A 25356-nucleotide genomic window follows, 5' to 3' on the forward strand; every position below is an offset into this window, starting at 1 on the left:
CACCCGACTCCTCAGCGGCAGGGCGATCCGGAGGGTGCGGGCGAGGGCTTGGCCAGGGAGGCCAGCGCCTTGTCCGCGTCCTTCTGCCCGACCAGGTCCTTGAAACCGTTGCCGATGATCAGGTCGATGTCCTTGCCGTCACGCGCGTCGTTCTTGGTCTGGGCGTCGGCGAGCTGCGTGCCGAGCACATTGAAGGCCCCGTCGCCGGCGCCGGGGGCGCCGAGCAGTATCCCGGTGGCCTTGACCTTCTTGTCGTACCGGGTCGGGGCGTTGCCCACCTTCCCGATCTTGAAGCCGCGCTTCTCCAGCTCCTTGGCGGTGTCCTTGGCGAGGCCGGAGCGCGTGGTCGCGTTGTAGACGTTGACGGTGATCTGGGAGGGCTTCGGCAGCTTCCCGCCCGTACGGCCGCCCTGACCGCTCTGGCCGCTGTCGGACCGGCCGGACTTGGCGTTCTCGTCGGGGTGCTTGTCGCCGCGCGCGCAGTCCCCGGTGCCGTGCGCCGCGCGGACCTTCTGGCCGCCGCTGTCGCCGGAGAAGACATCGATGAGCTGAAGTGTTCCCCACCCGACCAGGCCGAGCGCCAGAACCGAGCCGAAGGCGGTGAACATCAGCCGCCGGCGGCTCCGGGGCCGGCTCATCCGCGGGTAGCGATCGCCCGTAATGCGGTACTTTCCGCCCATGCCGGGAGGGGTCAGCATGCTCATGTGCGCAGCGTAGTGCGGCCAGGTGGCGATGCCTACTAAATGATCAATGGTTGGTGCTCAGACCAACCCGAAAGGGTCAACAGAGAACGGAAGTCGATCAACGGCGATCGGTCGCCGGGGGCGGGGACGCGGTCAGCCCTCGAGCTCCAGTACGCGCGCGTGCAGCACCTGGCGCTGCTGGAGCGCGGCGCGCACCGCTCGGTGCAGCCCGTCCTCCAGATAGAGGTCGCCCTGCCATTTCACGACATGGGCGAAGAGGTCCCCGTAGAACGTGGAGTCCTCGGCGAGCAGCGTCTCCAGGTCGAGCTGCTGCTTCGTCGTGACCAACTGGTCAAGACGTACCGGGCGTGGGGCGACATCCGCCCACTGGCGGGTGCTTTCCCGGCCGTGGTCGGGATAGGGCCGACCGTTTCCGATGCGCTTGAAGATCACACGGAAAGCCTACCGGGCAAGCCCCTCCCGGCGCAGCCAAGGCGCCCGAGTGCCGGGCCGGAGCCGGGTCCCGCCGCACTCGGAAAATTGGAAAAAATACGCGAAAGGGGCTAGGCGCTCATGGGTGCCCGGAGTAACGTAAATAACAGCCTGCGGGGCGAGCGAGGGAGCTCGACCGGAGAGGCGCTTATAGAAGGGGACGTAAGTCCCCGGGAGAGCGTCTCCTAGAGGGTCGGGCTGAGAGGCTCGAAGGTCGGGGAGACCTGAGAGCGACCTCCAACACCTGATGCGGACAATGCCGCCGAAGGGAGCCCACCTCGCAGGTTTTGTGCTGCCCGCGCACCATGGCCTCATGGCTGTTCCCCAGCGCCCGCCGGGCCCACACGGTGTGCCGGAGCCGAGACGCTGTCTGGTCACCGGGGCCACCGGCTATATCGGCGGCAGGCTGGTGCCCGAGCTGCTGGCCGCGGGGCATCAGGTGCGGTGTGTGGCCCGCTCACCGGAGAAGCTGCGCGACCAGCCCTGGGCGGGGCGGGTGGAGACCGTACGCGGCGATGTGACCGACGAGGAGTCCGTGCGCGCCGCGATGGAGGGCGTGGACGTCGCGTACTACCTGGTCCACGCGCTGGGCACCGGATCCGGCTTCGAGGAGACCGACCGCCGCGCCGCCCGGATCTTCGGCGAACGGGCCCGGGGCGCGGGGGTGCGCCGGATCGTCTACCTCGGCGGGCTGACCCCGGAGGGCGTCCCCGAGCGCGCGCTCTCGCCCCATCTGCGGTCCCGGGCCGAGGTGGGCCGGGTGCTGCTGGACTCCGGGGTGCCGACGGCCGTGCTGCGGGCCGGGGTGATCATCGGCTCGGGCTCGGCCTCGTTCGAGATGCTGCGCTATCTCACCGAGCGGCTGCCGGCGATGGTGACGCCCCGCTGGGTGCGCACCCGCACCCAGCCGATCGCCGTCCGCGATGTGCTGCGGCTGCTGGTGGGCTGCGCCACACTGCCGGACGAGGTGCACCGGGCCTTCGACATCGGCGGTCCCGACGTCCTCACCTACCGCGCCATGATGCGGCGGTACGCGCAAGCGACCGGGTTGCGGCGGCGGCTGATCGTGCCGGTGCCGGTGCTCACCCCCAAGCTGTCCAGTCTGTGGGTCGGCCTGGTCACCCCCGTACCCGGCGCCATCGCCCGCCCGCTGGTGGAGTCGCTGCGCCATGAAGTGGTGTGCGCCGAACGGGACATCACCCGCCATGTGCCGGACCCGCCGGGCGGGCCGCTCGGCGTGGACCGGGCGCTGGAGCTGGCCCTGCGGCGGATCCGCGACGCGGAGGTGGCCACCCGCTGGTCCTCCGCCGCCACCCCCGGCGCCCCCAGCGATCCGCTGCCCACCGACCCCGAGTGGTCGGGCGGCAGCCTCTACCAGGACCGCCGCGAGCGCGCGGTGGACGCCTCGCCGGGGGACGTCTGGCGGGTGGTGGAGGGGATCGGCGGGGAGAACGGGTGGTACTCGCTGCCGCTCGCCTGGGCGCTGCGCGGCTGGATCGACACCGTGGTGGGCGGCGTCGGGCTGCGCCGGGGCCGCCGGGACGCGGGGCGGCTCAGAGTGGGGGACAGCCTCGACTTCTGGCGGGTGGAGGAAGTCCTGCCGCCCCGGCTGCTGCGGCTGCGCGCCGAGATGCGGCTGCCGGGCCTGGCCTGGCTGGAGATGGTGGTCGACCGGGACGCGCGGGGCGGGACGGTGTACCGGCAGCGGGCGCTGTTCCATCCGCGCGGTCTCGCCGGGCATCTGTACTGGTGGTCGGTCGCGCCGTGCCACGCGCTCGTCTTCGGCGGTATGGCCCGGAACATCGCCGCCCGGGCCGAGAGGGGCGAGGCCGGGACGGGCAGGGGCGGGAAGGACGCGGCCGGGTCGAGAGCGTCCGCGTTCCGGGCCCGGTGAGCCCTCCTGCCGGCCCCGCTGCCCCAGGAAGCCTGGACCCCGCGCTCGGCCCCACCGGTCCGGGGCCGCTGAACCCCGCCGTCACCGGGACCCGTTCGGGGAGCGGTTCCGGGATCCGTTCGGAGACCCGCTCGGCCGCAGCCCCTCGAAGGCGAGCGGCAGATGCCGTGGCCCGCGCAGCACCGCGTCGCGCCGGTAGGTCGGCGGGTCCTCCAGCAGCCGGGGCTCGTCCAGCCGGCGGGCCAGCTCGGTCAGCGCGATCTGCGCCTCCAGCCGGGCCAGTGGGGCGCCGAAACAGCTGTGAACGCCGCCGCCGAAGCCGAGGTGCTGGTTGTCCCTGCGCTGCGGATCGAACCGGTCGGGGTCGGGGAAGCGCTGCGGATCGCGGTTGCCCGAGGCCAGCAGCAGCCATACGGACGCCCCCCGGGGGATGGTCACGCCCGCGATGTCGATCTCCGAGAGCGGGGTGCGCCGGGGCAGCATCTGCACCGGCGGATCGAACCGCAGCAGCTCCTCCACGAGCGGGACGACCAGATGGGGATCCTTGCGCAGCCGGGCGAGCACATCGGGGTTGCGCAGCAGGGTCAGCATTCCGTTGGTGATCAGGTTGACGGTGGTCTGGTGCCCCGCCACCAGCAGCAGCGCCGCGGTGCTCAGCAGCTCCACCCGGCTCATCCGCCCCTCCGGGCCCGCCCCGCTGACCAGGGCCGAGAGCATGTCGTCACCGGGTGCGCGGCGACGCTCCTCGATCAGCTCGGACAGATACCTCGCCAGTTCCGTACGGGCCTGCCGGACCCGCCGCCGCTCGGCGGCGTCCGCCTCCGGGCCGGGGTCCGGACTGGCGGCGAGGGCGTCGGCCCAGGCGTGGAAGCGCGGCTCGTCCTCCCGTGGCACCCCGAGCAGCCGGCAGATCACGGTCACCGGGAAGGGGTGGGAGAAGTGGTCGACGAGATCGATCCGGTCCCGCCCCGCGAAGCCGTCGATCAGCTCGCCGACGATACGGATGAGTTCACCGCGCATCTCGTGGAGCCGGCGCGGGGTGTGCGGCGGGCCGAAGGGCGCCGTCGCGAGCCGGCGCAGCCGGTCGTGCTCGGGCGGGTCCAGCCTCAGGAAGCTGGGCGGCAGCCCCGGGTCGTCCTCCTCCGTCAGCTCCGGGGCGGCCTGGCGGTCCAGGTTGCGCGCGTCGGAGCTGAGCCGGGGGTCGTGCAGCAGACCGTGGATCTCCCAGTAGGTGGAGACGATGTACGGGCCCTCCTCGTCGTGCGCCACGGGGGTCTTGCGCAGCTCGGCGTAGATCGGGTACGGGTCGGCTCGATGGGCGTAGTCGGTGATCTGCCGTACGAGCGAGCCTTGCGTCTGCGTCATGGCTGAGTGCGTTCCTTCGTCGGGGTCGTCCCCCTGCACAGCATCGGTGAGGCGGCCCGGACCCGCGCGTACAGCCAGGCCAAAGGGGCGAACGCGCCACCGTGGCCCGCTCGCTACGATGGAGCGCCCCGCGCCGGGCGCGTGCGGTGGGGAAGGAGACGGTGTGATGGACCACGACCGGACCGGTGGGCCCGGCTGGCCCCGCCGCCCCCGTCGGCGTGGCCAGGGCGAGCTGGAGGCGCAGGTGCTCGCGGCGCTGAGCCGGGCGCCGGGGCCGGTGACCGCCGCATGGGTACAGGAGCGGATCGAGGGCGAGCTCGCCTACACCACGGTCATGACCATCCTGTCCCGGCTGCACGCCAAACAGGCCGTGACCCGTGAACGCGCGGGCCGCTCCTTCGTCTGGCGGGCGGCGTCGGACGAGGCGGGGCTCGCGGCGCTGCGGATGCGCCGGGTGCTGGACGGCCAGGACGACCGCGAGGCGGTCCTGGCCAGCTTTGTGACCGGGCTGACCCAGGACGACGAGCGGCTGCTGCGCGACCTGCTGAGCGACGTGGCGGAGGAGCCGGAGGACTGACCGATGGGCGTCTTCGTCTTCCTCCCGCTGGTTCTGCCCCTGACGGCGCTGCCGATCGCGCGGCTCGCCGAGCAACATCTCCATCCGCGCACCGCCACCCGGCTGCTCACGCTCGTCGGCACCGTCCTCGCGGTGTGCTCCACGCTGTGCCTGGGGCTGCTGATGGTCGTCGGCACGGCGCAGCTGCCCGGCAACCCGCTGCCGGACAGCTGGTCGGACCCCGAGGTACGGGCGGCGGTGCCCTTTGACGTGGTGGCCGGGAAGGCGGCGATCGGCGCGCTGGCGGCGGTGGCCGTCTCCTGCACGGCCACCTGTCTGCGTCATGGCCGGGTGCGGCGGGACGCCCGGCTCGCGCTCGCCGGGCTGCCGGAGTCGCCGGTCGCGGTGCTGCCGGACGACAGGGCGTACGCGTACGCCCTGCCAGGAACCTCAGGGCGAACCGGGAAGCCGGGCCGGATCGTCGTCTCCACCGGGATGCTGGACAGCCTCAGCTTCCGCGAGCGGCGGGCCCTGATCGCGCATGAGCGCGCCCATCTGACCGCGCACCACCACCGCTATCTGCTGGCCGCGCAGCTCGCGGCGCGGGCCAACCCGCTGCTGCGGCCGCTGCGGGCCGCGGTGGACTACTGCGCCGAGCGCTGGGCGGACGAGGAAGCGGCCCAGGAGGTAGGCGACCGCCGGGTCACGGCGCGGGCGGTCGGCAAGGCCGCCCTGGTCTCCCGGGGCACGCCGGGGCCGGCGCTCGCCGGGTTCGCCGCGCCGGGGCCGGTGCCGCGAAGGGTCGCGGCGCTGCTGGAGCCGGTGCCGCCGTCCCGGCGCTGGCCGCCGACGTGGACGGCGGCGGGGCTGGCCCTGTGGATCGCGGCGGTGGGCACCGCAGCGTCCGCGCTGTCCTCGGCGAACGCGGCGGTCGCCCTGGTCCTCGTCCTGCACGCCGCGACCCCGCTGTAGCTCCAGGCCGCGCCCTTACGGCTGGCGGGGCGGCCGTAAGGCCGCGGCTCATGGCTTGCGGGGCGGCCTTACGGTTTTCGCCTCGGTTCGCCTTACAGGTCGAACTCGGCCGGCGGCAGCTCCAGCGCGTAGCACGCCTCGCGGACCATGGCCTGCTCGGTCTTGTCGAAGTCGCCGTCCGCGCCACCGATGACGATGCCGATCTGGATCACGGCGCGCGCCTCGGCGGGCTTCTTCTTGGCCTTGGCGACCTCCTGCATCACGCTCACCTTGCCGAAGTCGAAGTCCGTGGTGAGCTTGTTGACGTAGTCGTTGAAGCGGCGCTGCAGATCGTCGGCCGGGAAGTTCTGCAGCACCTCGTTGGAGGCGATCAGCTGGGCGACGCGCTGCCGCTCGGACGGGTCGACCGAGCCGTCCGCCGCCGCCACCAGGGCACACATCGCCATGCTCGCGTCGCGGAAGGCGCCGCTCTTCAAGTCGTTCTTCTTCGCTTCGAGCTGAGTCTGCATCGTCTGGGCGGACTCCTTGATGCGGTCCCACAGGGCCATGGCCACTCACACTCCATACGGTCGTTAGGATCTACAGTTGTGTAGAAACTAGCAGGCGGGGTCAGTCAAGGCCGGGCGGATCGGCCCCTCTTCATCACTCTGTGAACTGATCGGAGAGGTAAAGAAGTTCCCAAGTTGAGAAGGTGACGGATGCGCTGGGCTGGGCGTAAACCCTTGTACGCGAGAGCTGAGCCTTTTGGGGCGCGAACTCGCGAGCCCCACTATGGTGCGTGGAATGTTCCACTCCACAACCCTCCGCCGAAACGTGGAAAGAGGCTGGATTTCCCCCGCAGGTTGCCCGGGAGGGCGTATGTGATGAACGTCTCGCACTTACTGCCGACACTGCCCGCGCGGCGCGCACCGGCGGCCCCGCCCCCCGAGGTGGCACCGGCTCCGTCCGCCGCGCCGAAACAACGTGACGCGTTCTTCGACAACGCCAAATATCTGGCGATCGTGCTGGTCGCGATGGGGCATGCGTGGGAGCCCCTGCGAGGCGGCAGCAGAGCGGCATCCGCGCTCTATATGACCGTCTACACGTTCCATATGCCGGCGTTCATTCTCATCTCCGGGTACTTCTCGCGGAATTTCGATCTCCGGCCGGACCGGCTCAAGCGGCTGATCACGGGTGTCGCCGTTCCATACGTCCTCTTCGAGGTCGCGTACACCTTCTTCAAACGGTGGGCGGACGACGATCCCTCCTATCCGGTCAGTCTGCTCGACCCCTGGTATCTGACCTGGTTTCTCATCGCGCTCTTCGTCTGGCGGCTGACCACGCCGCTGTGGCGGATCGCGCGGTGGCCGGTGGCGCTGGCCCTCACCGTCGCCGCGCTCGCCGCCTGTTCACCGAATATCGGTGACGACCTCGATCTGCAGCGGGTGCTGCAGTTCCTGCCCTTCTTCGTGCTGGGGCTGCACATGCGGCCGGAGCACTTCCGGATGATGCGGCGGCGCGAGGTCAGATGGCTGTCGGTACCGGTGGTCGCGGCCGCCGCGGTCTTCGCCTACTGGGCCGTGCCACGGATGAACCCGGCGTGGTTCTACCGCCGGGACAGCGCGCAGGAACTCGGTGCGCCGTGGTGGGTCGGGACGGTCATGACGTTCGCCCTCTTCGGCTGCTCCATGGTGCTCACCGTGTGCTTCCTCGCCTGGGTGCCCCGGCGCCGGATGTGGTTCACGGTGCTCGGCGCCGGGACGCTGTACGGCTATCTGCTGCACGGCTTCCTCGCCAAGGGCTCCCGCTTCTGGGACTGGTACGACCATCCTTGGCTGCACCGGCCGCTGGGGGAGATCGCGGTGACGGCGGTGGCGGTGGCCGTGGTGACGGCCTTGTGCGCGCCGCCCGTCCAGCGGGCGTTCCGGTTCGCGATGGAGCCGCGGATGGAGTGGGCCTTCCGGAGACGCGACGGATGATCGGCGGACTCGACCGGTGCCCCTTGTCAGGGGGCGGTACGCGGCAAGGGGTGTCGGTCACGGTACGCGGCAACGGGCCCGGTCATGCGAGCGCACTTGTGTGACTAATTGGGCTTTCGGATAGGCCAGTTGCGGTATGGGTAACCCGTAGCCGACCCCCGGTCCGTAGCCGGACGACGACTACGGGCCACCGTCGCACGGAGAGGTGCCGGCCCAGCAGTGACACAGCCCTTTCAACTCCCCGACTTCTACATGCCGTATCCGGCGCGGCTGAACCCCCATGTCCAGGCGGCACGGGAGCACTCCACCCGGTGGGCCCGCGAGATGGGCATGCTCGAGGGCTCGGGAATCTGGGAGCAGGAGGATCTCGACGCCCACGACTACGCCCTGCTGTGCGCGTACACCCACCCCGACTGCTCCGACGCGGAGCTGTCGCTGGTCACGGACTGGTATGTGTGGGTGTTCTTCTTCGACGACCACTTCCTGGAGACGTTCAAGCGCTCCCAGGACCGTGCGGCCGGTAAGGCGTATCTCGACCGGCTGCCCGCTTTCATGCCGATGGACCCGGCCGCCGGGACCCCCGAGCCCACCAACCCGGTCGAGGCGGGGCTCGCGGATCTGTGGGCGCGGACGGTGCCCTCGATGTCGGCGGACTGGCGGGCCCGGTTCCGGGAGAGCACCGAGAACCTGCTCAACGAATCGCTCTGGGAGCTCTCGAACATCAACATCCACCGGGTCCCCAATCCGGTCGAGTACATCGAGATGCGCCGTAAGGTCGGCGGCGCGCCCTGGTCGGCCGGGCTGGTGGAGCATGCCGTGGGGGCCGAGGTGCCGGCGGTGATCGCCGGTTCGCGGCCGATGCGGGTGCTGCGGGACGCCTTCGCGGACGCGGTGCACCTGCGCAACGACCTGTTCTCGTACCAGCGGGAGATCGAGGACGAGGGCGAGCTCAGCAATGGCGTCCTGGTCCTGGAGACGTTCCTGTGCTGCACCACTCAGGAGGCGGCCGATTCCGTCAACGAGCTGCTCACCTCACGGCTGCAGCAGTTCGAGGACACCGCCCTCACCGAGCTCGGCCCGCTCTTCGCCGAGCACGGCCTGGACCCGGCGGCCTGCGCGGGGGTCCTCGCCTACGTCAAGGGGCTCCAGGACTGGCAGTCCGGCGGCCATGAGTGGCATATGCGCTCCAGCCGGTACATGAACGGCGCGCACGGTGCGGTCGGCCCGGAGGGAGCGGACGGCACGCGGGGGGCGAACGGCCCGGAGGGTGCGAACAGCCCGGTCGGCCTGGACGGTGTGAACGGCGCGGACAAGCCCCCGGCGTGGTCGCCCTTCGCGCTCAGCGGCCTCGGCACCTCCGCGGCGAGCCTGCCGCTGACCACGGGCCGGGCGGAGGCGGCCCGGACCCGCAGGTTCAGCCATGTCCCGTTCCAGAGGACCGGGCCCTCCCTGCTGCCGGACTTCTTCATGCCGTTCACCCTCCGGCTCAATCAGCATCTGCCCACCGCCCGCGACCACCTGGCCGACTGGGCACATCGGATGGGCATCCTCGGACCGCAGCCCGGCATCCCCGGGTCGCACGTCTGGGACGAGCGGCGGATGCTCGCCGCCGACCTGCCGCTGTGCGCGGCCGGCATCCACCCGGACGGCTCCCCGGACGAGCTCGATCTGGCGTCGGGCTGGCTGGCCTGGGGCACCTACGCGGACGACTACTACCCGGCGGTCTTCGGCCGGACCCACGACCTGGCCGGGGCCCGGGCCTGCAACGCCCGGCTCGGCGCGTTCATGCCGCTCGACGCGGGCCCCACCCCGCCCCCGGCGAACGCGCTGGAGCGATCGCTGGCCGATCTGTGGAGCCGTACGGCGGGCCCGATGGAGGACCCGGCGCGCCGTGAACTCCGTAAGGCCATCGAGAACATGACCGCCAGCTGGCTGTGGGAGCTGGCCAACCACACGAAGAACCGGATCCCCGACCCGGTCGACTACATCGAGATGCGCAGGGACACCTTCGGCTCCGACCTCACCATGAGCCTGTGCCGACTGGCGCGCGGGCGGCGGGTGCCGTCCGAGATCTACCGCAGCGGCCCGGTCCGGTCGCTGGAGAACGCCGCCATGGACTACGCGACGCTGCTGAACGACGTCTTCTCGTACCAGAAGGAGATCGAGTTCGAGGGCGAGGTCCACAACGGCGTCCTCGTCGTCCAGAACTTCTTCGACTGCGACTACCCGACCGGCGTCGCCGTCGTGAACGATCTGATGACGTCCCGGATGCGGCAGTTCCAGCATGTCGCGGAGCATGAGTTCCCGGTGCTGTACGACGACTTCGGCCTGGAGCCGGAGGCCCGGAAGGCGATGGACGGCTATGTGGAGGAGCTGCGGGACTGGATGTCCGGGATCCTGAACTGGCACCGGGAGGTCCCGCGCTACCGGGAAGAGGAGCTGATCCGCGCTCATCGGCGGCCGGTGCGGGAAGGGGCCGGGACCGTGTCGGTGACGGGCGCCGGGACCGGAGCCGGGGCGCGGCCGGTGGCCCCTTGGCACGGGCCCACCGGGCTCGGCACCTCGGCCGCGCGGGTTCCGGTGCCCGCCGGAGCCGCCGGATCACATCCGTAAGGACGTCCGTAAGGACACCGGGAAGGACCGTAAGGGCCGTAAGGACCTCGGGTACGAGACCTCGGGCCGGCCGCCCCGCCTTTGTCCGCCGGGACAAGGCGGGGCGGCCGCTTGTTGGCCGTCCGGCACGATGCCCGGAGCAGGGGGTGGCCTGTTGAATGCCGCGCAGTCCCCTCGCGCCCTGGAGGTACCGTGTCGGCCGCAGCTGAAGATCCCGGCGGTCCGGGCCCCGGCCCGGACCCCGGCGTCGCCCCCGCCCCCACCAGGAGAACGTGGCGCGACTCGCTCCTCCTGCTGCCCGCCATCCCCGCCCTGGCCCTCCTCGCCTCCGTATGGCTGCCGTTCGTCAACGCCGAGCGGCTCTGGTTCGGGATGCCGTCGCTGTACGTCTGGATCTGCGCCTGGGTGCTCGCGCTCACCCCCGCGCTCGCCGCCGTCGAATGGGGCCTGTGGCGCCCCCGCGAGCGGGCGGGCGGTGAGCGCCGGTGAGCGTCGTCCTCGCGGTCTCCCTGCTGGGCATGTGCGCCCTCGCCCTGTGCGGTTTCCTCGGCCGGACCGGCCGCACCACCGATCTCGCCGAATGGGCCGTGGGGCGGCGGAACTTCGGCACCCTCGCGATGTGGTTCCTGCAAGCGGGCGAGGTGTTCACCACCTTCAGCTTCCTCGGCGTCGCCGGGGTCGCGTACGCGGGCGGCAACGCGGCCACGTACGCGATGGTCTATCTGGCCCTCGCCTTCCTCCTGCTCTACTTCATCCAGCCCAGGCTGTGGCGGCTTGGCGCGCGGCACGGCTATCTGACCCAGGCCGACTACTTCACCCAGCGGTACGGCAGCCCGCTGTACGGCAAGGTCATCGCCGTCATCGGCCTGGTCTTCCTGATTCCGTACCTCCAGCTCCAGATCACCGGGCTCGGCATGGTCGTCGGGCTGGTCACCGGCAGTACGGCCTCCGGGCGGCTGAGTATGGTGCTGGCCTCCGTGCTGACGGCGGCGTTCGTGCTGTGGTCGGGCATCCGGGGGCTCAAGAACAGCGCGTACTTCAAGGACGTGCTGACCCTCGGCGTCATGCTCGTCCTGGCCATCGCCGTCCCGCTGCACTACACCGGCGGTCTGGGCGAGGTGTTCCGGCAGGTGCACGAGGTCCAGCCGCAGATGCTGACCGTGCACTCCGGGGAGCGCGACCGGATGTGGTGGACGACCAGCGTGCTGACCTCGGCGCTCGCGGGCGGGCTGATGGCCACCCCGCACCACTGGCCGCCGCTGATGGCGGCGGGCGGGCCGAGGGCCATCCGCACCAACAACGTCTTCATGCCGCTCTACCAGATCGCGCTGATGGTCCCGATCACCATCGGGTTCACCGGGATGCTGGTGGCCCGCCCGGGCGGGGACGGGGCCGGGGACCCGGATGGGATTCTGCTGACGCTCGCCCAGGGCGCCCTGCCGGGCTGGGCCACCGGGCTGGTCGTGGTCGCCGCGGCGGCGTCCGCGATGGTTCCGGCCGGGGCGATGTGCGTCGGCATCTCGACCCTGGTGGCGCGGAATCTGCTGCCCGCCCGCCGGGAGGCGGCCCGGATGGCGGTCAACCACAGTGTGGTCGTCCTGGCCATCGGACTCGCGCTCACCCTCGGCATCCTGCGGCCGGGGCTGCTGGCCGACCTCCAGCTGCTCACGGTGAGCGGCTTCATCCAGATCGTGCCGGGGCTGCTGGCGGCGATCGGCCGCCGGCGGCTGCTGACCGCCCCGGGGGCGCTGGCGGGCCTGGTGACCGGTGAGGCGGTGGTGACCTGGCTGACCCTGGCCGAGGTGGAGACCCACCATGTGAACGCGGGCCTGGTCGCGCTGGCGGTCAATCTGCTGGTGGCGGCCGCCGTGACGGCGCTCTTCCGCCGCCCGGCCGTTTCCCCAACCATGGATTCCGCCCCTGGGGCCCATGAGGGCCGTGGAGCCCATGAGGGCGATGGGGCCCAGGAGGACCGTGGAGCCCATGAGGGTCATGGAACCCATGAGGACTGTGGAGCCCATGAGGGCCATGGGCTGCGTAAGGACAGCGGGCCCCGCGAGGACCCTGGTCCGAAGGCCCGGACCCGCGCAGCGACGACCATCGAGGAAGGCGAGCGACCGTGACGACGACGGATGACGATCTCTGCTTCAGGACCGCACTGGACCTCAGCGCGCTGCTGCGCTCCCGTGAGCTTTCCGCGCGCGAGCTGCTCGAGGCCCATCTGGCCCGTATCGAACGGGTCAACCCCGCCGTCAACGCGATCGTCACCCTCGTCGCGGACCGTGCCCGCGAGGCTGCCCGGCAGGCCGATGAGCGGATCGCGGCGGGGGAGGAGCCCGGGCCGCTGCACGGGCTGCCCATCGCCCACAAGGACCTCCACAACACCGCGGGCATCCGCACCAGCCATGGCTCGCCGCTCGCCGACGGCGTGCCCGACCAGGACGATCTGCTGATCGAGCGGATACGGGCCGCCGGGGCGATCACCCTCGGCAAGACCAACGTGCCCGAGTTCGGGGCCGGTTCGCACACCTTCAACCCCATATTCGGCGCCACCCACAACCCGCACGACCTGGGCCGCAGCGCGGGCGGCAGCAGCGGGGGCGCGGCGGCCGCGCTGGCCTCCGGCATGATCCCGATCGCGGACGGCAGCGACACCGGCGGCTCGCTGCGCAACCCGGCCTCGTTCTGCAATGTCGTCGGGCTGCGCCCGTCGCCCGGGCGCGTCCCCAACTGGCCCGCCCTGACCGCCTGGGGCACCCTCGGCGTCAAGGGGCCGATGGCCCGTACCGTGGCCGACACCGCCCTGCTGCTGTCCGCCATCGCCGGGCCCGACGCGCGGTCGCCGATCGCCCTGGAGGAGCCCGGCGCCCGCTTCGCCCGGCCCCTCGACCGCGATCTGACGGGGCTGCGGGTGGCCTGGTCGCCGGATCTCGGGGGGCTGGTGCCGGTCGAGCCCGAGGTGGCCGCGGTGGTCGAGTCGGCGGCGGAGGTCTTCACCGGCCTCGGCTGCGTCGTGGAGCGGGCCTGCCCGGACCTGACCGAGGCCGAGGAGGTCTTCCGTACGCTGCGCGCCTCGGTCTTCGAGGTGGCCTTCGGCGCGCTCATGGACCGCCACCCCGACGGGCTGAAGCGGGCGATCCGGGAGAACGCCGAGGAGGGGCGCAAGCTCACCGGGCCGGACATCGGCCGCGCGGAGGTGCTGCACACCCTGCTCTACCACCGCGTCCGGGAGTTCTTCGGCCGCTATGACGTGCTGCTGCTGCCGGTGAGCCAGGTGGTGCCGTTCGACGTCGGCATCGAGTACCCGACCGAGATCGCCGGGGTGGCCATGGACGACTATCTGGACTGGATGCGCTCGGCGTATCTGATCAGCTCGACCGGCAGTCCCGCGCTGTCCGTACCGGCCGGGTTCACGCCCGGCGGGCTTCCCGTCGGGGTGCAGATCGTCGGTCCGCACCGGGCGGACTTCGCGGTCCTCCAGGTCGGCCACGCCTTCGAGCGGGCCACCGGGCACTGGCGGCGGCGCCCGGCGGGGATCGAGTAGCGCACACTCCTGGATAATCCGTGCCTTCGGGCATCAGAGTGAACGGGTCCGGGTAGTGCCCCGGGGACCATTGGCGCTGATGAGCGGAGGAGCCATGTACGACGACTCCTCGTACGAGGACGCCTCGGACGCTCTGCTTTCGCTGGCCACCAGGGCCGCCGGGCTGGCCGGCGGCCCGGTCACCATCGAGGACGACGCGTCCGAGCTGATCACCTACTCCCCCGGTCAGGAGAACTCGGACGACGCGCGCATCGCCACGATCCTCAGCCGCCGGGTGCCCGACCGGTACCGCACCCTGTTGCGCACCGAGCATCTGGACGAGCGGCTGGCGGGCTCCTCCGGACCGTTCTACGCGGATCTGCGCGGGGCGGGGATCCTGCCGCGCGCGATCATGCCGATCCGGGCCGGTGACACGGCCATCGGCTCCATCTGGGCGATCGTGCCCTCCTCGCCGTCCCCCGAGCAGCGGGCCGCCCTGGAGGAGTCGGCCGCCTTGCTCGCGCCCCTGCTCGCCCGGCAGGCCGAACGGCGGTTGGCCGCGGACGCGCGGCGGACCGCCGCCGTACGGGCGCTGCTCCGCGGCGGGGACGAGGCCGTCGAGACGGCCCGTGAGCTCCCGCTGGGGCCGGGACCGCTGGCCGTGGTCGCCGTACGCCCGCTGCCGTCGGCGCCCGCGCCCGGCACCGGTTCGTACGAAGGCCCGTACGACGGCCGGTATGACGTTGCGTATGGCATCCCGTACGACGGCCCGTACTACGGCCCGTGCGCGGGTCAGGGCGGTCCGCCCGGCGATCCGCTGCGCCGGGCCCTCGCCGACCTCGACCGCAGACTCTCCGCGTTCCAGCCCGGTGGGCTCAGCGCGGAGATCGACCGTGTGGGCTATGCCGTGGTGCCGGTCGGCGACGAACAGCGGCTGCTGCGGGCCGTGGGGGAGCTGCCGGGAGCGGCGGCCGGTGTCGGCCGCACCGTCCCGGGGCCCGGTCGGCTCGGCCGCTCACGCGCCGACGCCGAGCTGGTGGTCCGACTGCTCTCCCGGCTCGGCACGACGCGGGAACGCACCGCCCACATCCGCGACGTCCAGCTGGACGCCCTGCTCATGCGGACCGTGGACCTGGCCGTCGAGGCGGGCCACGATCCGCTGGGCGCGCTCGCGGAGCTGGAGGCGTACGACCGCAGGCGCGGCACGGCGCTGCTGGACAGCGTGGACCGCTATCTGGCCGCCGGAGAGGACGCCCGGCTGGCGGCCCGTCAGCTGCATGTCCACCCCAACACCCTGCGCTACCGGCTGCGGCGGGCGCAGGAGATCACCGGGCTCGATCTGAGCGACCCCGGCGCCGCGTTCGATATCCGGCTGAGGCTGCGGATGCGGGCGCTGCGTCTGCCGTAGTTCCGGTCCGGTGGAGCTCAGGGAGTGTCCGACGGGTCGTGGACGCCTGCGGCGGGCTGTTCCCCTCCCCGCCCCTTCCCGAAACTGGGGCTTCGCCCCAGACCCCGGGGTCTGGGGCGAAGCCCCTGCCACGCGGCGGAGCCGCATATCGATGCCGCGGGAAGGTACGGTGCGGCTCCGCCGCGTGGTCCGCCGGACACCCCCCGTATCGGGCCCGCGATGCCTGACACGGCGTCCCGGCTACCGCAGGGAGACGTCCCCCGCACCAGACATCACGGGCCCCGCGGTGCCATCCGCTGATGTCACAGGCGCGAGGATCCACCGGCCAGGGCCCAGACCATGGCCGGTCGAGCCATTCCCCGGCGGGCCGTCAGCCCCCCGCGCCCGGCGGGCTGTGAGTCCTCGGCGCCCCGGCAGGCCGTTTGCCTCCGGCGCTCGGCAGGCCGTTTGTCCCCGGCGACAAGACTCCGTTGCCCTGGCGACAAGACTCCGTTTGTCCCCGGCGACAAGGCCGGACCGTGCGCTCTCGGCCTCCGGGCCAGTGCGGTGCCCGGCTCCCTCCCCCGATGATGGCGTTCCACCCATGGGAAGGAGCGCATCCGTGCCCACCGCCACCGGTCCGTCCCGCCCACCCCGCAGCGCCGTCGTCATCGGCGCGGGCATGGTCGGCCTCGCCACCGCCTGGTCGCTGCTGAACCACGGCGTCGAGGTCACCGTCGTGGAACGGCGCCACCCCGCGGCCGGGGCGTCCTGGGGGAACGCCGGCTGGCTGTCCCCGGCGCTGACGCTGCCGCTGCCCGAACCGGCGGCGCTCCGCTACGGGCTGCGCAGCCTGGTCTCCCCCGAGTCGCCCGTCTATATCCCGCCCCGGCCCGACCCCCGGCTCGCCCGCTTCCTGCTCGCCTTCACCCGGAACTGCACCCCGCGCCGCTGGCGGGTCCTGGCCGCCACCTTCGCCACGCTGAACCGCCATGCGCTGGACGCGTACGACGCGCTCGCTGCCGACGGCGTCGCCGAGCCGACCCGGCCCGCCGAACCCTGTCTGATCGCCTTCCGCACCGCGGCCGAGCGCGCCGCGATGGTCGAGGAGCTGGAGCACGCCCGCGCGGCCGGTTTCACGATCGCGTACGAGCGGGTCGACGGGGACCGGGCCCGTGCGCTGGAGCCTGCGCTGGGCGACGGCATCGGCGCGGCCGTGGAACTCCACGGCCAGCGCTACCTGAACCCCGGGAACTTCGTCCGCGCCCTCGCCGACGCGGTGCGCAAACGCGGCGGCGAGATCATGGAGCGGACGGAGGTGTCCGATATCCGGGACCTCGGGCGAGCGGGCGTGGCCGTCACCACCTCGGGAGGCGAACTCCGCGCGGACGTCGCCGTCGTGGCCACCGGCGCCTGGCTGGACCCGCTGGTCCGTCCGTTCGGGGTCCGGGTGCCGGTCCAGGCCGGACGCGGCTACAGCTTCAGCGTCCCGGCCGAGGGCGCCCCCACCCGCCCCACCTATCTGGCCGCCCAGAAGGTCGTCTGCACCCCGCTGGGTGAGGGCCGGGTGCGGGTCGCCGGAATGATGGAGCTGGCCCCCGCGGACCGGCCGGTGGACCCGCGCCGCATACAGGCGATCATCGCGGCGGCCCGTCCGCTGCTGCGGGGCATCGACTGGGAGGCCCGTACGGACACCTGGGTCGGCGCCCGCCCCTGCACCCCCGACGGGCTGCCGCTGATCGGCCCGACCGGCTCGCCGCGCGTCTACGTCAACGGCGGGCACGGCATGTGGGGCGTGGCCCTCGGCCCGCTCAGCGGACGGCTGCTGGCTGACGCCATCGCGACCGGCACCTCCCCGGCCGAACTGGCCCCGCTGCACCCGCTGCGCTGAGTGGAACCGCCGCGCTGAGCGGACCCGCCGCGCTGAGCGGACCCGCCGCGCTGAGCGGACCCGCTCTCCCCGCCCGCTCGTGTTTCGGCTCGGCGGTCGCGGTAACCCGCCGTCGTGCGCGACGCGACAACGTCGAAAGGAGGCACCGATGAGCACCGTGCGGGAGTCCGTCGAGGTTGGGGTTCCGCTCCACACCGCGTACAACCAGTGGACCCAGTTCACCGAGTTCCCGAGGTTCATGGAAGGCGTGGACCAGGTCACCCAGGTGGACGATCGCCATAACCACTGGGCGACCTCCATCGCCGGTGTGCACCGGGAGTTCGACACCGAGATCGTGGATCAGCTACCCGACGAGCGCATCGCCTGGCGCACCACCTCCGGTGATGTCCAGCAGCAGGGTCTGGTCACCTTCGAGTCCTTGGACGAGCGCCACACCCGGGTCAATCTGGCCCTGGTCTTCGAGCCGAGCGGGATGGCGGAGAAGGCCGCGGACATGACCGGGACGCTCGACCGGCGCGTGAAGGGGGACCTGCGGAGGTTCAAGGACTTCATCGAGCACCGCGGTGAGGCGGAAGGTGCCTGGCGCGGCCGGATCTCCCCCGGCTGACCGCCGCGCACCGCCGCACACCGCACCGAACCGATCCATAAGCCCGCGAGGGCACGTCTGCGAGGGCACGTCCGCGAGGACGAGCCCGCAAGCGCGCGAGGGCGCCGACCGCACCGGTCGGCGCCCTCGCGCGCGTCTCCGTGGAGATCGGATCCAGCGAGATCAGATCTTGCCCATCCGGTCAGATCAGGAGCAAGCTGGACATATGGGTGATGGAACGGCGCCTACGCTGATCTCATCCGTACAGCGAGCTTTCCGGCTGATGGAGGCAGTGGGCGCGCACGAGGGCGGTGCGCCGGCCAAGCGGCTCGCCCGGGAGACCGGGCTGCCGCTCGCGACCACGTACCACCTGCTGCGGACGATGGCCCACGAGGGCTATGTGTCCCGGCTGGACGATGGCGGCTTCGTGATCGGTGACAAGCTGCGCGCCCTCGAGTCCGGCAGCCGTGAGCAGGCGATGCTCGCCCGGGTCCGGCCAACCCTGGCCGCGCTGCGCGATGAGCTCTCCGCCGCCGCGTATCTCACCTTCTACGACGAGGGCGAGATCCGGGTCGCGGAGATCGTCGATGGTCCGCAGGCGCCCCGGGTCGATCTGTGGGTGGGGTGCGAGGACGCCGGGCACGCCACGGCGCTGGGAAAGTGCGTGCTGCGTGAGCTGGACGACGAGGCCCGACGCGAATATCTCTCCCGTCATCCGCTCGTCGATCTCACCCCGCGCACCGTCACCCGCTCGGCCGACCTGCTGCGCCGCCTGGACTCTCCGACCGGAAGCCCCCTGGTCGCGGACCTGGAGGAGTACGCCCTGGGCACGGTGTGCTTCGCGGTGCCGATCTACTACGGGGACCGGCTCGGCTCGCTCGGGATCTCGCTGCGGGCGGACCGGCTGGCCCGGTTGGCGGAGCTGGATCCGCACCGTGAGCTGTTCCGGACCCGCCTGGTGCCGACGGCGAGCCGGGTGAGCAGGAACCTCTCGCTCACTATCTGAAAACGCGGGCCTTGCCGAATCTATCGAATCGCTGTTTCTCTGGATGAAACGGACACCCCCGGTGTCCCCCCGGCATCACCCCTGGCATCACCCCCGGTATCACCCCCGGTATCACTTGCCCCCGTGGAGAGAGAGCAGCGCAGCAGGTCATGTTCCTGGCCCGACTTCGCCCGTACGACCCGGACCAACCGGACAGCACTGGGCTCATAGCCCCCGCGGTCCCCGTCATCGTCATCCTTGGTGTGGCCCTGCTCGCCCTCGTGACCTCGGAGGGGCTGGCCTGGCTACCACTGCTCGCCGTCGGACCGGCGCTCGCCGCCGCCCACTACGGACCGTACGGAGTGATCCGGATCGGGGTCCTCGCCGTGGCGGCGGGCGCGCTGCTGGGCACCCAGGGGGACGAATCGGTGCGCACCCGGGCGATCATGCTGGCCACGCCCGCCGCCGTGGCCCTGGCGAGCTGTGGGGCCAGCGCCCTGCGCAGACGCCGTGAGCAGGTCCTCGCCGCCGTGCGCTCGGTCGCCGAGGCCGCCCAGAACGCCCTGCTCACACCGGTGCCGGCCCGGGTCGGTCAGTTCCAGGTGGCGGTCCGCTACAGCGCGGCCGCCGCGGAGGCACGGGTGGGGGGCGATCTCTATGCCCTGCTGCCGACCCCGCACGGGGTGCGGCTGATCGTCGGCGACGTACGCGGCAAGGGGCTGCCCGCGGTGAGCACCGCCGCCCTGGTGCTCGGCGTCTTCCGCGAGGCCGCCTACGACGAGCCGAACCTGCTCGACGTCGTCGCCAGGATCGAACGCAGCCTGTCCCGCAACCTGGCGCCCGACGACTTCGTCACCGCCGTGGTCGCCGGATACCCCGGTGAGGGCCGTATGGAGCTCGTCAACTGCGGACACGCCCCGCCGCTGCTGGTCGGCGAGACCGGGATCATCGTCGTCGAGCCCACCCGCCCGGCCCCGCCGCTCGGCCTGGCCTCCCTGGGCGGCGAACTGCCGAGCCTTCAGGTGGTGCCGTTCGCCGAGGGCGACCAAATGCTGCTCTACACCGACGGGGTCATCGAGGCGCGGGACCGCGGCCGGGAGTACTTCCCGCTGCTGGAACGGGTGCCGCGGCACATCTGCGACGAGCCGTCCCGCACCCTCGCCTCGCTCCACGACGAACTGCTGTCCCATGTGGGCGGCCGACTCCACGACGACGCGGCGCTGCTGCTGCTCCGCAAGCCGGTGCTGGGCGCGGTGCGCAGGGCGGTGGACGCGCCGTCGGCGTGAGCGGATGCGCCGTCGGCGTTGACCCGCGGTCCGTATGACCCGCTCAGCGCCTCCGGCGGATCGGCTCAGACGACGCCCTGGGCGGCCATCGCGTCCGCCACCCGCAGGAATCCGGCGGCGTTCGCGCCCAGGGCGTAGTCGTCGGGGGAGCAGCCGTAGCGGTCGGCGGTGGCCCGGCACAGGGTGTGGACCTCGGTCATGACGGCGGCGAGGCGGGCCTCGGTCTGGGCGAAGGTCCAGCGCTCGCGGGAGGCGTTCTGCTGCATCTCCAGCGCGGAGGTGGCCACACCGCCCGCGTTGGCGGCCTTACCGGGGCCGAAGAGCACATCGGCCTCCCGGAAGATCTCGACAGCCGCTGGGGTGCAGGGCATGTTGGCGCCCTCAGCCACGGCCATCACACCGTTCTTGACCAGGGCGATCGCGCTCTGCTCGGTCAGTTCGTTCTGGGTCGCGCAGGGCAGGGCGACCTCGCAGGGCAGCTCGAAGACCGAGCCGCGGCCGGAGAAGACGGCGCCCGGCTTGGCGTCGGCATAGGCGGAGATCCGCTGCCGCCGGACCTCCTTGATCTCCTTGAGCAGGGCGAGGTCGATACCGTCCGGGTCGACCACATGGCCGGAGGAGTCGGAGCAGGCCACCACCCGGCCGCCGAGGGCGTGGACCTTCTCGATGGCGTAGAGGGCCACATTGCCGGACCCGGAGACGACGACCGTAAGGCCGTCGAAATCCCTCTCGCGGGTGCGCAGCATCTCCTGGACGAAGTGGACGGTGCCGTACCCCGTGGCCTCGGTACGCGCGGGTGAACCGCCCCAGGCGACCGGCTTACCGGTCAGCACACCGGCCTCGAAGCGATTGGTCAGCCGCTTGTACTGGCCGAAGAGATAGCCGATCTCGCGGGCCCCCACCCCGATGTCCCCGGCCGGCACATCGGTGTGCTCGCCCAGGTGGCGGTGGAGTTCGGTCATGAAGGACTGGCAGAACCGCATGACCTCGCCGTCCGAGCGCCCCTTGGGGTCGAAGTCCGCACCGCCCTTGCCGCCACCGATGGCGAGGCCCGTCAGCGCGTTCTTGAAGACCTGCTCGAAGCCGAGGAACTTCACGATGCCCAGATCGACGCTGGCGTGGAAGCGCAGACCGCCCTTGTAGGGGCCCAGCGCGCTGTTGAACTCCACCCGGAAGCCCCGGTTGACCTGGACCTCGCCGTCGTCGTCCACCCATGGCACCCGGAAGACGAGCTGCCGCTCCGGCTCGCACAGCCGCTCCACGATCCGGGCCTCCAGATATTCCGGATGCGCGCCGAGCACGGGGGCGAGAGCCGGGAGCACCTCGCGCGCCGCCTGGTGGAACTCGGACTCCCCGGGGTTGCGGTGCACGATCTGCGCGTAGACGGCCTCGATACGGGCGCTGACGTCCATGGATGCGTGATGCCTCTCTGTGGGCTTCTGTCTCATATGTCGGTGCTGCGGGGTCCAGGATCTTGTCCCCGGCGGGGTTCACCATGGCGGCGCGCCCGGGGAGGCCGGGGAAGACCTGCGGGGATCGGGAGGGGGTGGAGCCAGCTCCACCCCCGGGCCGGAGTCCCGTACCCCTCCCGGTACGGGACCGCGCTCTCTCCCGCCCGCCCGCGTCCGTTTCTAGCGTTCTTCGTGACCGGCGGACCCGTTTGATCCGCCCGGCGTGACGGAGGGGCGGAGAGATGAACCGGCACTGGCGCGGCCGTGCGACGGCCACCGCGGAGCGGACGGGAACCTGGCACCACGCGCTGACCCTGGACGGGGTCACCCGGGAGTACCGGCCGGGGGCCGTGGCGCTGCACCCCATCCATCTGACGGTGCCGCGCGGGCGGTTCCTCGCGGTAATGGGCCCCTCGGGATGCGGGAAGTCGACCTTGCTGCAGTGCGCCGCCGGGCTGGACCGGCCGACGGCGGGCACGGTGCGCATCGGCGGCACGGAGCTGTCCTCGCTGAACGAGGCGGCCCTGAGCCGGCTGCGGCGGGAGCGGATCGGCTTCGTCTTCCAGGCGCACCACCTGGTGCCGTCGCTGAGCGTGGCGGAGAACGTCTCCCTGCCGCTGATGCTCGGCGGCCACAGCGTCGACGGCCGGGACCTGCGGGCCCTCGCGGCGGTCGGGCTGGGGGACCGGGGCGGCGCCATGCCGTACGAACTGTCCGGTGGACAGAGCCAGCGGGTGGCGATCGCCCGCGCGCTGGTCACCTCGCCCGACATCGTCTTCGCCGACGAGCCGACCGGGGCGCTCGACCCCGCCGCCGCGGAGGAGGTGCTGACACTGCTGCGGCAGGCCGTCGACCGTGACGGCCATACGGTCGTCATGGTCACCCACGACCCGTTCGCCGCCGCCTGGGCCGACGAGGCGCTGTTCCTGATGCGGGGAAAGCTGGTCTGGCGGCAGGATCGGCCGGAGGCGGCCGACATCCGGCGCGTCCTCAAGGATCTGGGAGGGCGGACGGCATGAAGGTGACCGCCCTACTGGCCGCGCGCGCCACTCGTGCCCACCGTAAGGCGTGGACGGCGGTCTTCGCCGCGCTCGCCCTCACCTCCCTGCTGCTCGGCGCCTTCGGGCTGACCCTCGTCTCGGCCTGGAGCGCGCATCCACGGGTGGAGCGGTACGCCGGGGCCGATCTCGTCGTGGCCGGCGACCAGACCACCCGCTTCAGCGCGACGTCCCTGGGCGAGCGCGAGACCGCGAGCGCCGGGCTCACCGAGCGGGTCAGGATCCCCCGGACGGCGCTGAGCGTGGTGTGCGGGGTGCCCGGGGTGCGGACGGCCGTCGCCGACGTGGAATTCCCGGTGGGCCTCGCGGACCGTGCCGCCACCGGCCACCCCTGGGAGACCGCTCGCCTGGCGCCGTACGCACTACGGACGGGCCGTGCCCCGCAGCGGGCGGACGAGGTGGTGGTGGGCGGCGGAGCGGGCCGCCTCGGCGGGCGGCTGACGCTGCGCATGGGCGGCCGGGACGCGTCGTACACCGTCGTGGGCGTCGCCGACGGCCCCCGTACGGCCGTCTGGTTCACCGGCGCCGAGGCCCGGCGCCTGTCCGGCCACCCGGAAACCCTGGACGCCATCGGGATCGTCGCCGGACCCGGCACGGACCAGGCGGAGCTGGCCGGGCGGGTACGGAAGGCCCTCGACACGGCCGGTGTCACCGACGTCGGGCACCGCGCGGACGGCGACCCGGCCACCGTGCGCGTCCTGACCGGAAGCGAGCGTGGCGAGGCCGAGTTCCTGGGCGCCGCGCCCGCCCGTGGCGAGCTGCTGGCGGCGCTCGGCTCCGTGGCCGGAGCCGTCGTCCTCGTGGCACTGCTCGTCGTGTCGTCGACCATCGTCCAGGCGCTGCGGCAACGCTCCCATGAACTGGGCCTGTTGCGGGCGGTCGGCGCCACACCCGGGCAGCTGCGCGGTGCGGTGGGCCGGGAGGTCGGGCGGGTCGCGGCCTGGGCGGCGCTGGTGGGCGCGGCCGGGGCGGCCCCCGCGTACCTGGGGCTGCGCTCGCTGCTGGACGCCCGGGGCGCGCTGCCCACCGGGCTGGAGCTGACGCTGCCCCCGCTGCTGTGGCCCGCGCCCCTGGTCACCGCCGCCGTCACCGTCCTGGTGGCCCGGATCGCGGCGCTCATCGGCTGCTCCAGGACCGCCACGGCGCGCCCGGCGGAGGCGCTGCGCGAGCGGGCACCCGGCAGGGCACGGGGCATCACCGGACTGGTGCTGCTGGGCGTGGGCGCGAGTTCGGCCGGAACGGCCGCCCTCCAGCAGGGCGCGACCGCGGCGGCCGCGGCCGGTGCGGCGGCGGTGACGATGGTGATCGCCTGCGCGGTGCTGGGACCGTGGATCGCCGAGGGAGCGATGCGGCTGCTCGGCGCCCCGCTGCGGCTGTTCGGCCCCGGCGGCCGCCTCGCCGCCGCCAACTGCGCCGCGTCCGCCCACCGGCTGGGCGCAGCGATCACCCCGATCGTGCTGGTCACCGCGTTCGCCGGGGTCCAGCTCTCCGGGGGCGCGACGATGACCCACGCGGGGGACGCCCAGGCCCGCCAGGTGCTGCGCGCCGACTTGGCGGTGCGCGCGGACGGCGGCCTTACGGCCGGTGCGGTGGAGCGGATCCGCGAGCTCCCCGGGGTGCGGGCGGCGACGGAGGCCGTCCCCGGCACGGTACTGCTGGCGCGGAGCCAACTCGGCTCGCCCGAACTCGAGCGGCTGCCCGTCTTCGGCGTCACCCCGGAGCGGCTGACGCAAACCCTCGACCCGGGCGTGCGGAACGGGGACCTCGCCCGGCTGCGCCCCGGCACGGTCGCCGTCGGCGCCGACCGTGCGGACTCCCTCGGCGCCCGGCCCGGCTCCACGGTGACCCTGCGGTTCGGAGACGGCCAGGAGGCGAGGCTGCGGGTCGTGGCGACGTACGAACGCTCCATCGCGCTCGGGGACTTCCTCCTCTCCCGCGATGAGCTCCTGCGCCATACATCGATGCCCGGCGCGGGGCGGATCCTGGTCGCGGCCGCGCCCGATGCCGACCGTAAGGCGCTCACGAAGGCGCTGGCGCGGGCGGTTCCCGGGGCCCGGGTGGAGCGGGACCCGGCGCCCGTAAGGGGCGAGGCGGCGGGCCAGGCGCTGGCCGAGGTGGTGTCGGTGGCGGTGGTCGCGGCCATCGGGGCCTTCACGGTGATCGCCGTCCTCAGCACCCTCGCCCTCATCGCCACCGGACGCCGCCCCGAACTGCGCCTGCTGCGGCTCGCGGGCGCGGGCCGACGCCAACTGCGCCGGATGCTGCGGCTGGAGGCGGCGGCCACGGTGGTGACCGGCCTGGTGGTGGGCGCCGTCGTGGCATCCGTACCGCTCCTGGCCTTCAGCGCGGCCACGGCGGGCACGCTGCCGTACCTGCCGCCGGTCCAGGCCGCGGCGATCGTCACGGTGGTCGTGGCGACGGCGGCGGCGGGCTCACTGCCACCGGCGTGGCCGACACTGCGGGGACGGTATCCGCGGAAGGTCTCCAGCCCTTCCGGCGATTGAAGGGATCTTCCCAGCCCCTCCGGCGATTGAGGAGCGGGGGGCCGGGGCGGAGCCCCGGCGGGGGTGAGGGGGCGGAGCCCCCTCTTTCGGGAAGGGGCGGGGCGGGGGAAGCCACGGCTCACGCGGCCGCGAACGCCGCCGGGGCCGAGACC

The 25356-nt window shown here is 72.6% G+C and carries 20 protein-coding genes; 15 read left to right on the forward strand and 5 right to left on the reverse strand.

Annotation, left to right across the window (positions count from 1 at the left end; all coding sequences use genetic code 11):
• Positions 1-11 precede the first annotated feature (11 nt).
• A complete protein-coding gene (locus ACMTAK_RS26995; RefSeq protein WP_413808587.1) occupies positions 12-704 on the reverse strand; it encodes a LytR C-terminal domain-containing protein in 693 nt (230 codons plus the stop codon).
• 132 nt (positions 705-836) lie between these two features.
• Positions 837-1136: a type II toxin-antitoxin system VapB family antitoxin gene (locus tag ACMTAK_RS27000; RefSeq protein WP_014061825.1), complete on the reverse strand. Its 300-nt coding sequence runs from the start codon at positions 1134-1136 to the stop codon at positions 837-839.
• 352 nt (positions 1137-1488) lie between these two features.
• Here ACMTAK_RS27000 and ACMTAK_RS27005 point away from each other — a divergent pair, with 352 nt between their 5' ends.
• A complete protein-coding gene (locus ACMTAK_RS27005) occupies positions 1489-3069 on the forward strand; it encodes an SDR family oxidoreductase (RefSeq protein WP_413808588.1) in 1581 nt (526 codons plus the stop codon).
• Positions 3070-3150: 81 nt separating this feature from the next.
• On the opposite strand, the gene ACMTAK_RS27010 is transcribed toward ACMTAK_RS27005, so the two are convergent.
• Positions 3151-4434 (reverse strand): cytochrome P450, encoded by a 1284-nt coding sequence (locus tag ACMTAK_RS27010; RefSeq protein ID WP_413808589.1) that lies wholly within the window; start codon positions 4432-4434, stop codon positions 3151-3153.
• Positions 4435-4600: 166 nt separating this feature from the next.
• Between ACMTAK_RS27010 and ACMTAK_RS27015 the strand changes: the two genes are divergently transcribed.
• Together ACMTAK_RS27015 and ACMTAK_RS27020 are read left to right on the forward strand one after the other, a co-directional pair.
• The gene (locus ACMTAK_RS27015) at positions 4601-5011 is read left to right on the forward strand and encodes a BlaI/MecI/CopY family transcriptional regulator (protein ID WP_413102056.1); all 411 of its coding nucleotides are present in this window, start codon (positions 4601-4603) and stop codon (positions 5009-5011) included.
• Positions 5012-5014: 3 nt separating this feature from the next.
• On the forward strand, positions 5015-5962 hold the full coding sequence (locus tag ACMTAK_RS27020) for a M56 family metallopeptidase (RefSeq protein WP_413808590.1): 948 nt from the start codon (positions 5015-5017) through the stop codon (positions 5960-5962).
• Positions 5963-6054: 92 nt separating this feature from the next.
• On the opposite strand, the gene ACMTAK_RS27025 is transcribed toward ACMTAK_RS27020, so the two are convergent.
• Complete coding sequence (locus ACMTAK_RS27025) at positions 6055-6510, reverse strand: tellurite resistance TerB family protein (protein WP_413813000.1); 456 nt, start codon at positions 6508-6510, stop codon at positions 6055-6057.
• A gap of 315 nt (positions 6511-6825) precedes the next feature.
• On the opposite strand from ACMTAK_RS27025, the gene ACMTAK_RS27030 reads away from it, so the two are divergent.
• The 10 genes from ACMTAK_RS27030 to ACMTAK_RS27075 all read left to right on the forward strand — a co-directional run bounded on the left by ACMTAK_RS27030 (position 6826) and on the right by ACMTAK_RS27075 (position 20191).
• On the forward strand, positions 6826-7920 hold the full coding sequence (locus ACMTAK_RS27030; RefSeq protein WP_413808591.1) for an acyltransferase family protein: 1095 nt from the start codon (positions 6826-6828) through the stop codon (positions 7918-7920).
• Positions 7921-8139: 219 nt separating this feature from the next.
• Positions 8140-10533, forward strand: coding sequence for a terpene synthase family protein (locus ACMTAK_RS27035; RefSeq protein WP_413808592.1), 2394 nt, complete (start codon positions 8140-8142; stop codon positions 10531-10533).
• Positions 10534-10725: 192 nt separating this feature from the next.
• The gene (locus ACMTAK_RS27040) at positions 10726-11022 is read left to right on the forward strand and encodes a hypothetical protein (protein ID WP_413808593.1); all 297 of its coding nucleotides are present in this window, start codon (positions 10726-10728) and stop codon (positions 11020-11022) included.
• Complete coding sequence (locus tag ACMTAK_RS27045; RefSeq protein WP_413808594.1) at positions 11019-12656, forward strand: sodium:solute symporter family protein; 1638 nt, start codon at positions 11019-11021, stop codon at positions 12654-12656. Before ACMTAK_RS27040 ends, ACMTAK_RS27045 begins: the two co-directional genes overlap by 4 nt.
• Positions 12653-14077, forward strand: a complete 1425-nt coding sequence (locus ACMTAK_RS27050) for an amidase (protein WP_413808595.1) — start codon at positions 12653-12655, stop codon at positions 14075-14077. Before ACMTAK_RS27045 ends, ACMTAK_RS27050 begins: the two co-directional genes overlap by 4 nt.
• Before the next feature lie 79 nt (positions 14078-14156).
• Positions 14157-15464 (forward strand): PucR family transcriptional regulator, encoded by a 1308-nt coding sequence (locus ACMTAK_RS27055; protein ID WP_413808596.1) that lies wholly within the window; start codon positions 14157-14159, stop codon positions 15462-15464.
• A gap of 601 nt (positions 15465-16065) precedes the next feature.
• Positions 16066-17334, forward strand: a complete 1269-nt coding sequence (locus ACMTAK_RS27060) for an NAD(P)/FAD-dependent oxidoreductase (RefSeq protein WP_413808597.1) — start codon at positions 16066-16068, stop codon at positions 17332-17334.
• Positions 17335-17482: 148 nt separating this feature from the next.
• Positions 17483-17941, forward strand: coding sequence for an SRPBCC family protein (locus tag ACMTAK_RS27065; RefSeq protein WP_037956816.1), 459 nt, complete (start codon positions 17483-17485; stop codon positions 17939-17941).
• 205 nt (positions 17942-18146) lie between these two features.
• Positions 18147-18926: an IclR family transcriptional regulator gene (locus ACMTAK_RS27070; RefSeq protein WP_413808598.1), complete on the forward strand. Its 780-nt coding sequence runs from the start codon at positions 18147-18149 to the stop codon at positions 18924-18926.
• Between the two features lie 149 nt (positions 18927-19075).
• Entirely contained in the window at positions 19076-20191 is a 1116-nt protein-coding gene (locus tag ACMTAK_RS27075) for a PP2C family protein-serine/threonine phosphatase (protein ID WP_413808599.1), read from the forward strand.
• Between the two features lie 65 nt (positions 20192-20256).
• On the opposite strand, the gene gdhA is transcribed toward ACMTAK_RS27075, so the two are convergent.
• Positions 20257-21603, reverse strand: coding sequence for an NADP-specific glutamate dehydrogenase (gene gdhA, locus ACMTAK_RS27080; protein ID WP_413808600.1), 1347 nt, complete (start codon positions 21601-21603; stop codon positions 20257-20259).
• A 281-nt stretch (positions 21604-21884) separates the two neighbouring features.
• Here gdhA and ACMTAK_RS27085 point away from each other — a divergent pair, with 281 nt between their 5' ends.
• Positions 21885-22661 (forward strand): ABC transporter ATP-binding protein, encoded by a 777-nt coding sequence (locus ACMTAK_RS27085; RefSeq protein ID WP_413808601.1) that lies wholly within the window; start codon positions 21885-21887, stop codon positions 22659-22661.
• Complete coding sequence (locus ACMTAK_RS27090; protein ID WP_413808602.1) at positions 22658-25204, forward strand: FtsX-like permease family protein; 2547 nt, start codon at positions 22658-22660, stop codon at positions 25202-25204. The genes ACMTAK_RS27085 and ACMTAK_RS27090 overlap by 4 nt, the downstream gene beginning before the upstream one ends.
• The last annotated feature ends 152 nt before the right edge of the window (positions 25205-25356 follow it).

It is taken from the genome of Streptomyces lacaronensis (assembly GCF_047337785.1).
Classification (GTDB): Bacteria; Actinomycetota; Actinomycetes; order Streptomycetales; family Streptomycetaceae; genus Streptomyces; species Streptomyces lycopersici.

Excerpts from the sequence above, each read along its gene's own strand:
- ACMTAK_RS27055 (WP_413808596.1), top strand. The coding sequence starts at position 14,157 with ATGAGCGGAGGAGCCATGTACGACGACTCCTCGTACGAGGACGCCTCG.
- ACMTAK_RS27005 (WP_413808588.1), top strand. The coding sequence starts at position 1,489 with ATGGCTGTTCCCCAGCGCCCGCCGGGCCCACACGGTGTGCCGGAGCCG.
- ACMTAK_RS27075 (WP_413808599.1), top strand. The coding sequence starts at position 19,076 with ATGTTCCTGGCCCGACTTCGCCCGTACGACCCGGACCAACCGGACAGC.
- ACMTAK_RS27030 (WP_413808591.1), top strand. The coding sequence starts at position 6,826 with ATGAACGTCTCGCACTTACTGCCGACACTGCCCGCGCGGCGCGCACCG.
- ACMTAK_RS27065 (WP_037956816.1), top strand. The coding sequence starts at position 17,483 with ATGAGCACCGTGCGGGAGTCCGTCGAGGTTGGGGTTCCGCTCCACACC.
- ACMTAK_RS27020 (WP_413808590.1), top strand. The coding sequence starts at position 5,015 with ATGGGCGTCTTCGTCTTCCTCCCGCTGGTTCTGCCCCTGACGGCGCTG.
- ACMTAK_RS27025 (WP_413813000.1), bottom strand. The coding sequence starts at position 6,510 with ATGGCCCTGTGGGACCGCATCAAGGAGTCCGCCCAGACGATGCAGACT.
- ACMTAK_RS27070 (WP_413808598.1), top strand. The coding sequence starts at position 18,147 with ATGGGTGATGGAACGGCGCCTACGCTGATCTCATCCGTACAGCGAGCT.
- gdhA (WP_413808600.1), bottom strand. The coding sequence starts at position 21,603 with ATGGACGTCAGCGCCCGTATCGAGGCCGTCTACGCGCAGATCGTGCAC.
- ACMTAK_RS27015 (WP_413102056.1), top strand. The coding sequence starts at position 4,601 with ATGGACCACGACCGGACCGGTGGGCCCGGCTGGCCCCGCCGCCCCCGT.
- ACMTAK_RS26995 (WP_413808587.1), bottom strand. The coding sequence starts at position 704 with ATGAGCATGCTGACCCCTCCCGGCATGGGCGGAAAGTACCGCATTACG.
- ACMTAK_RS27085 (WP_413808601.1), top strand. The coding sequence starts at position 21,885 with ATGAACCGGCACTGGCGCGGCCGTGCGACGGCCACCGCGGAGCGGACG.
- ACMTAK_RS27010 (WP_413808589.1), bottom strand. The coding sequence starts at position 4,434 with ATGACGCAGACGCAAGGCTCGCTCGTACGGCAGATCACCGACTACGCC.
- ACMTAK_RS27090 (WP_413808602.1), top strand. The coding sequence starts at position 22,658 with ATGAAGGTGACCGCCCTACTGGCCGCGCGCGCCACTCGTGCCCACCGT.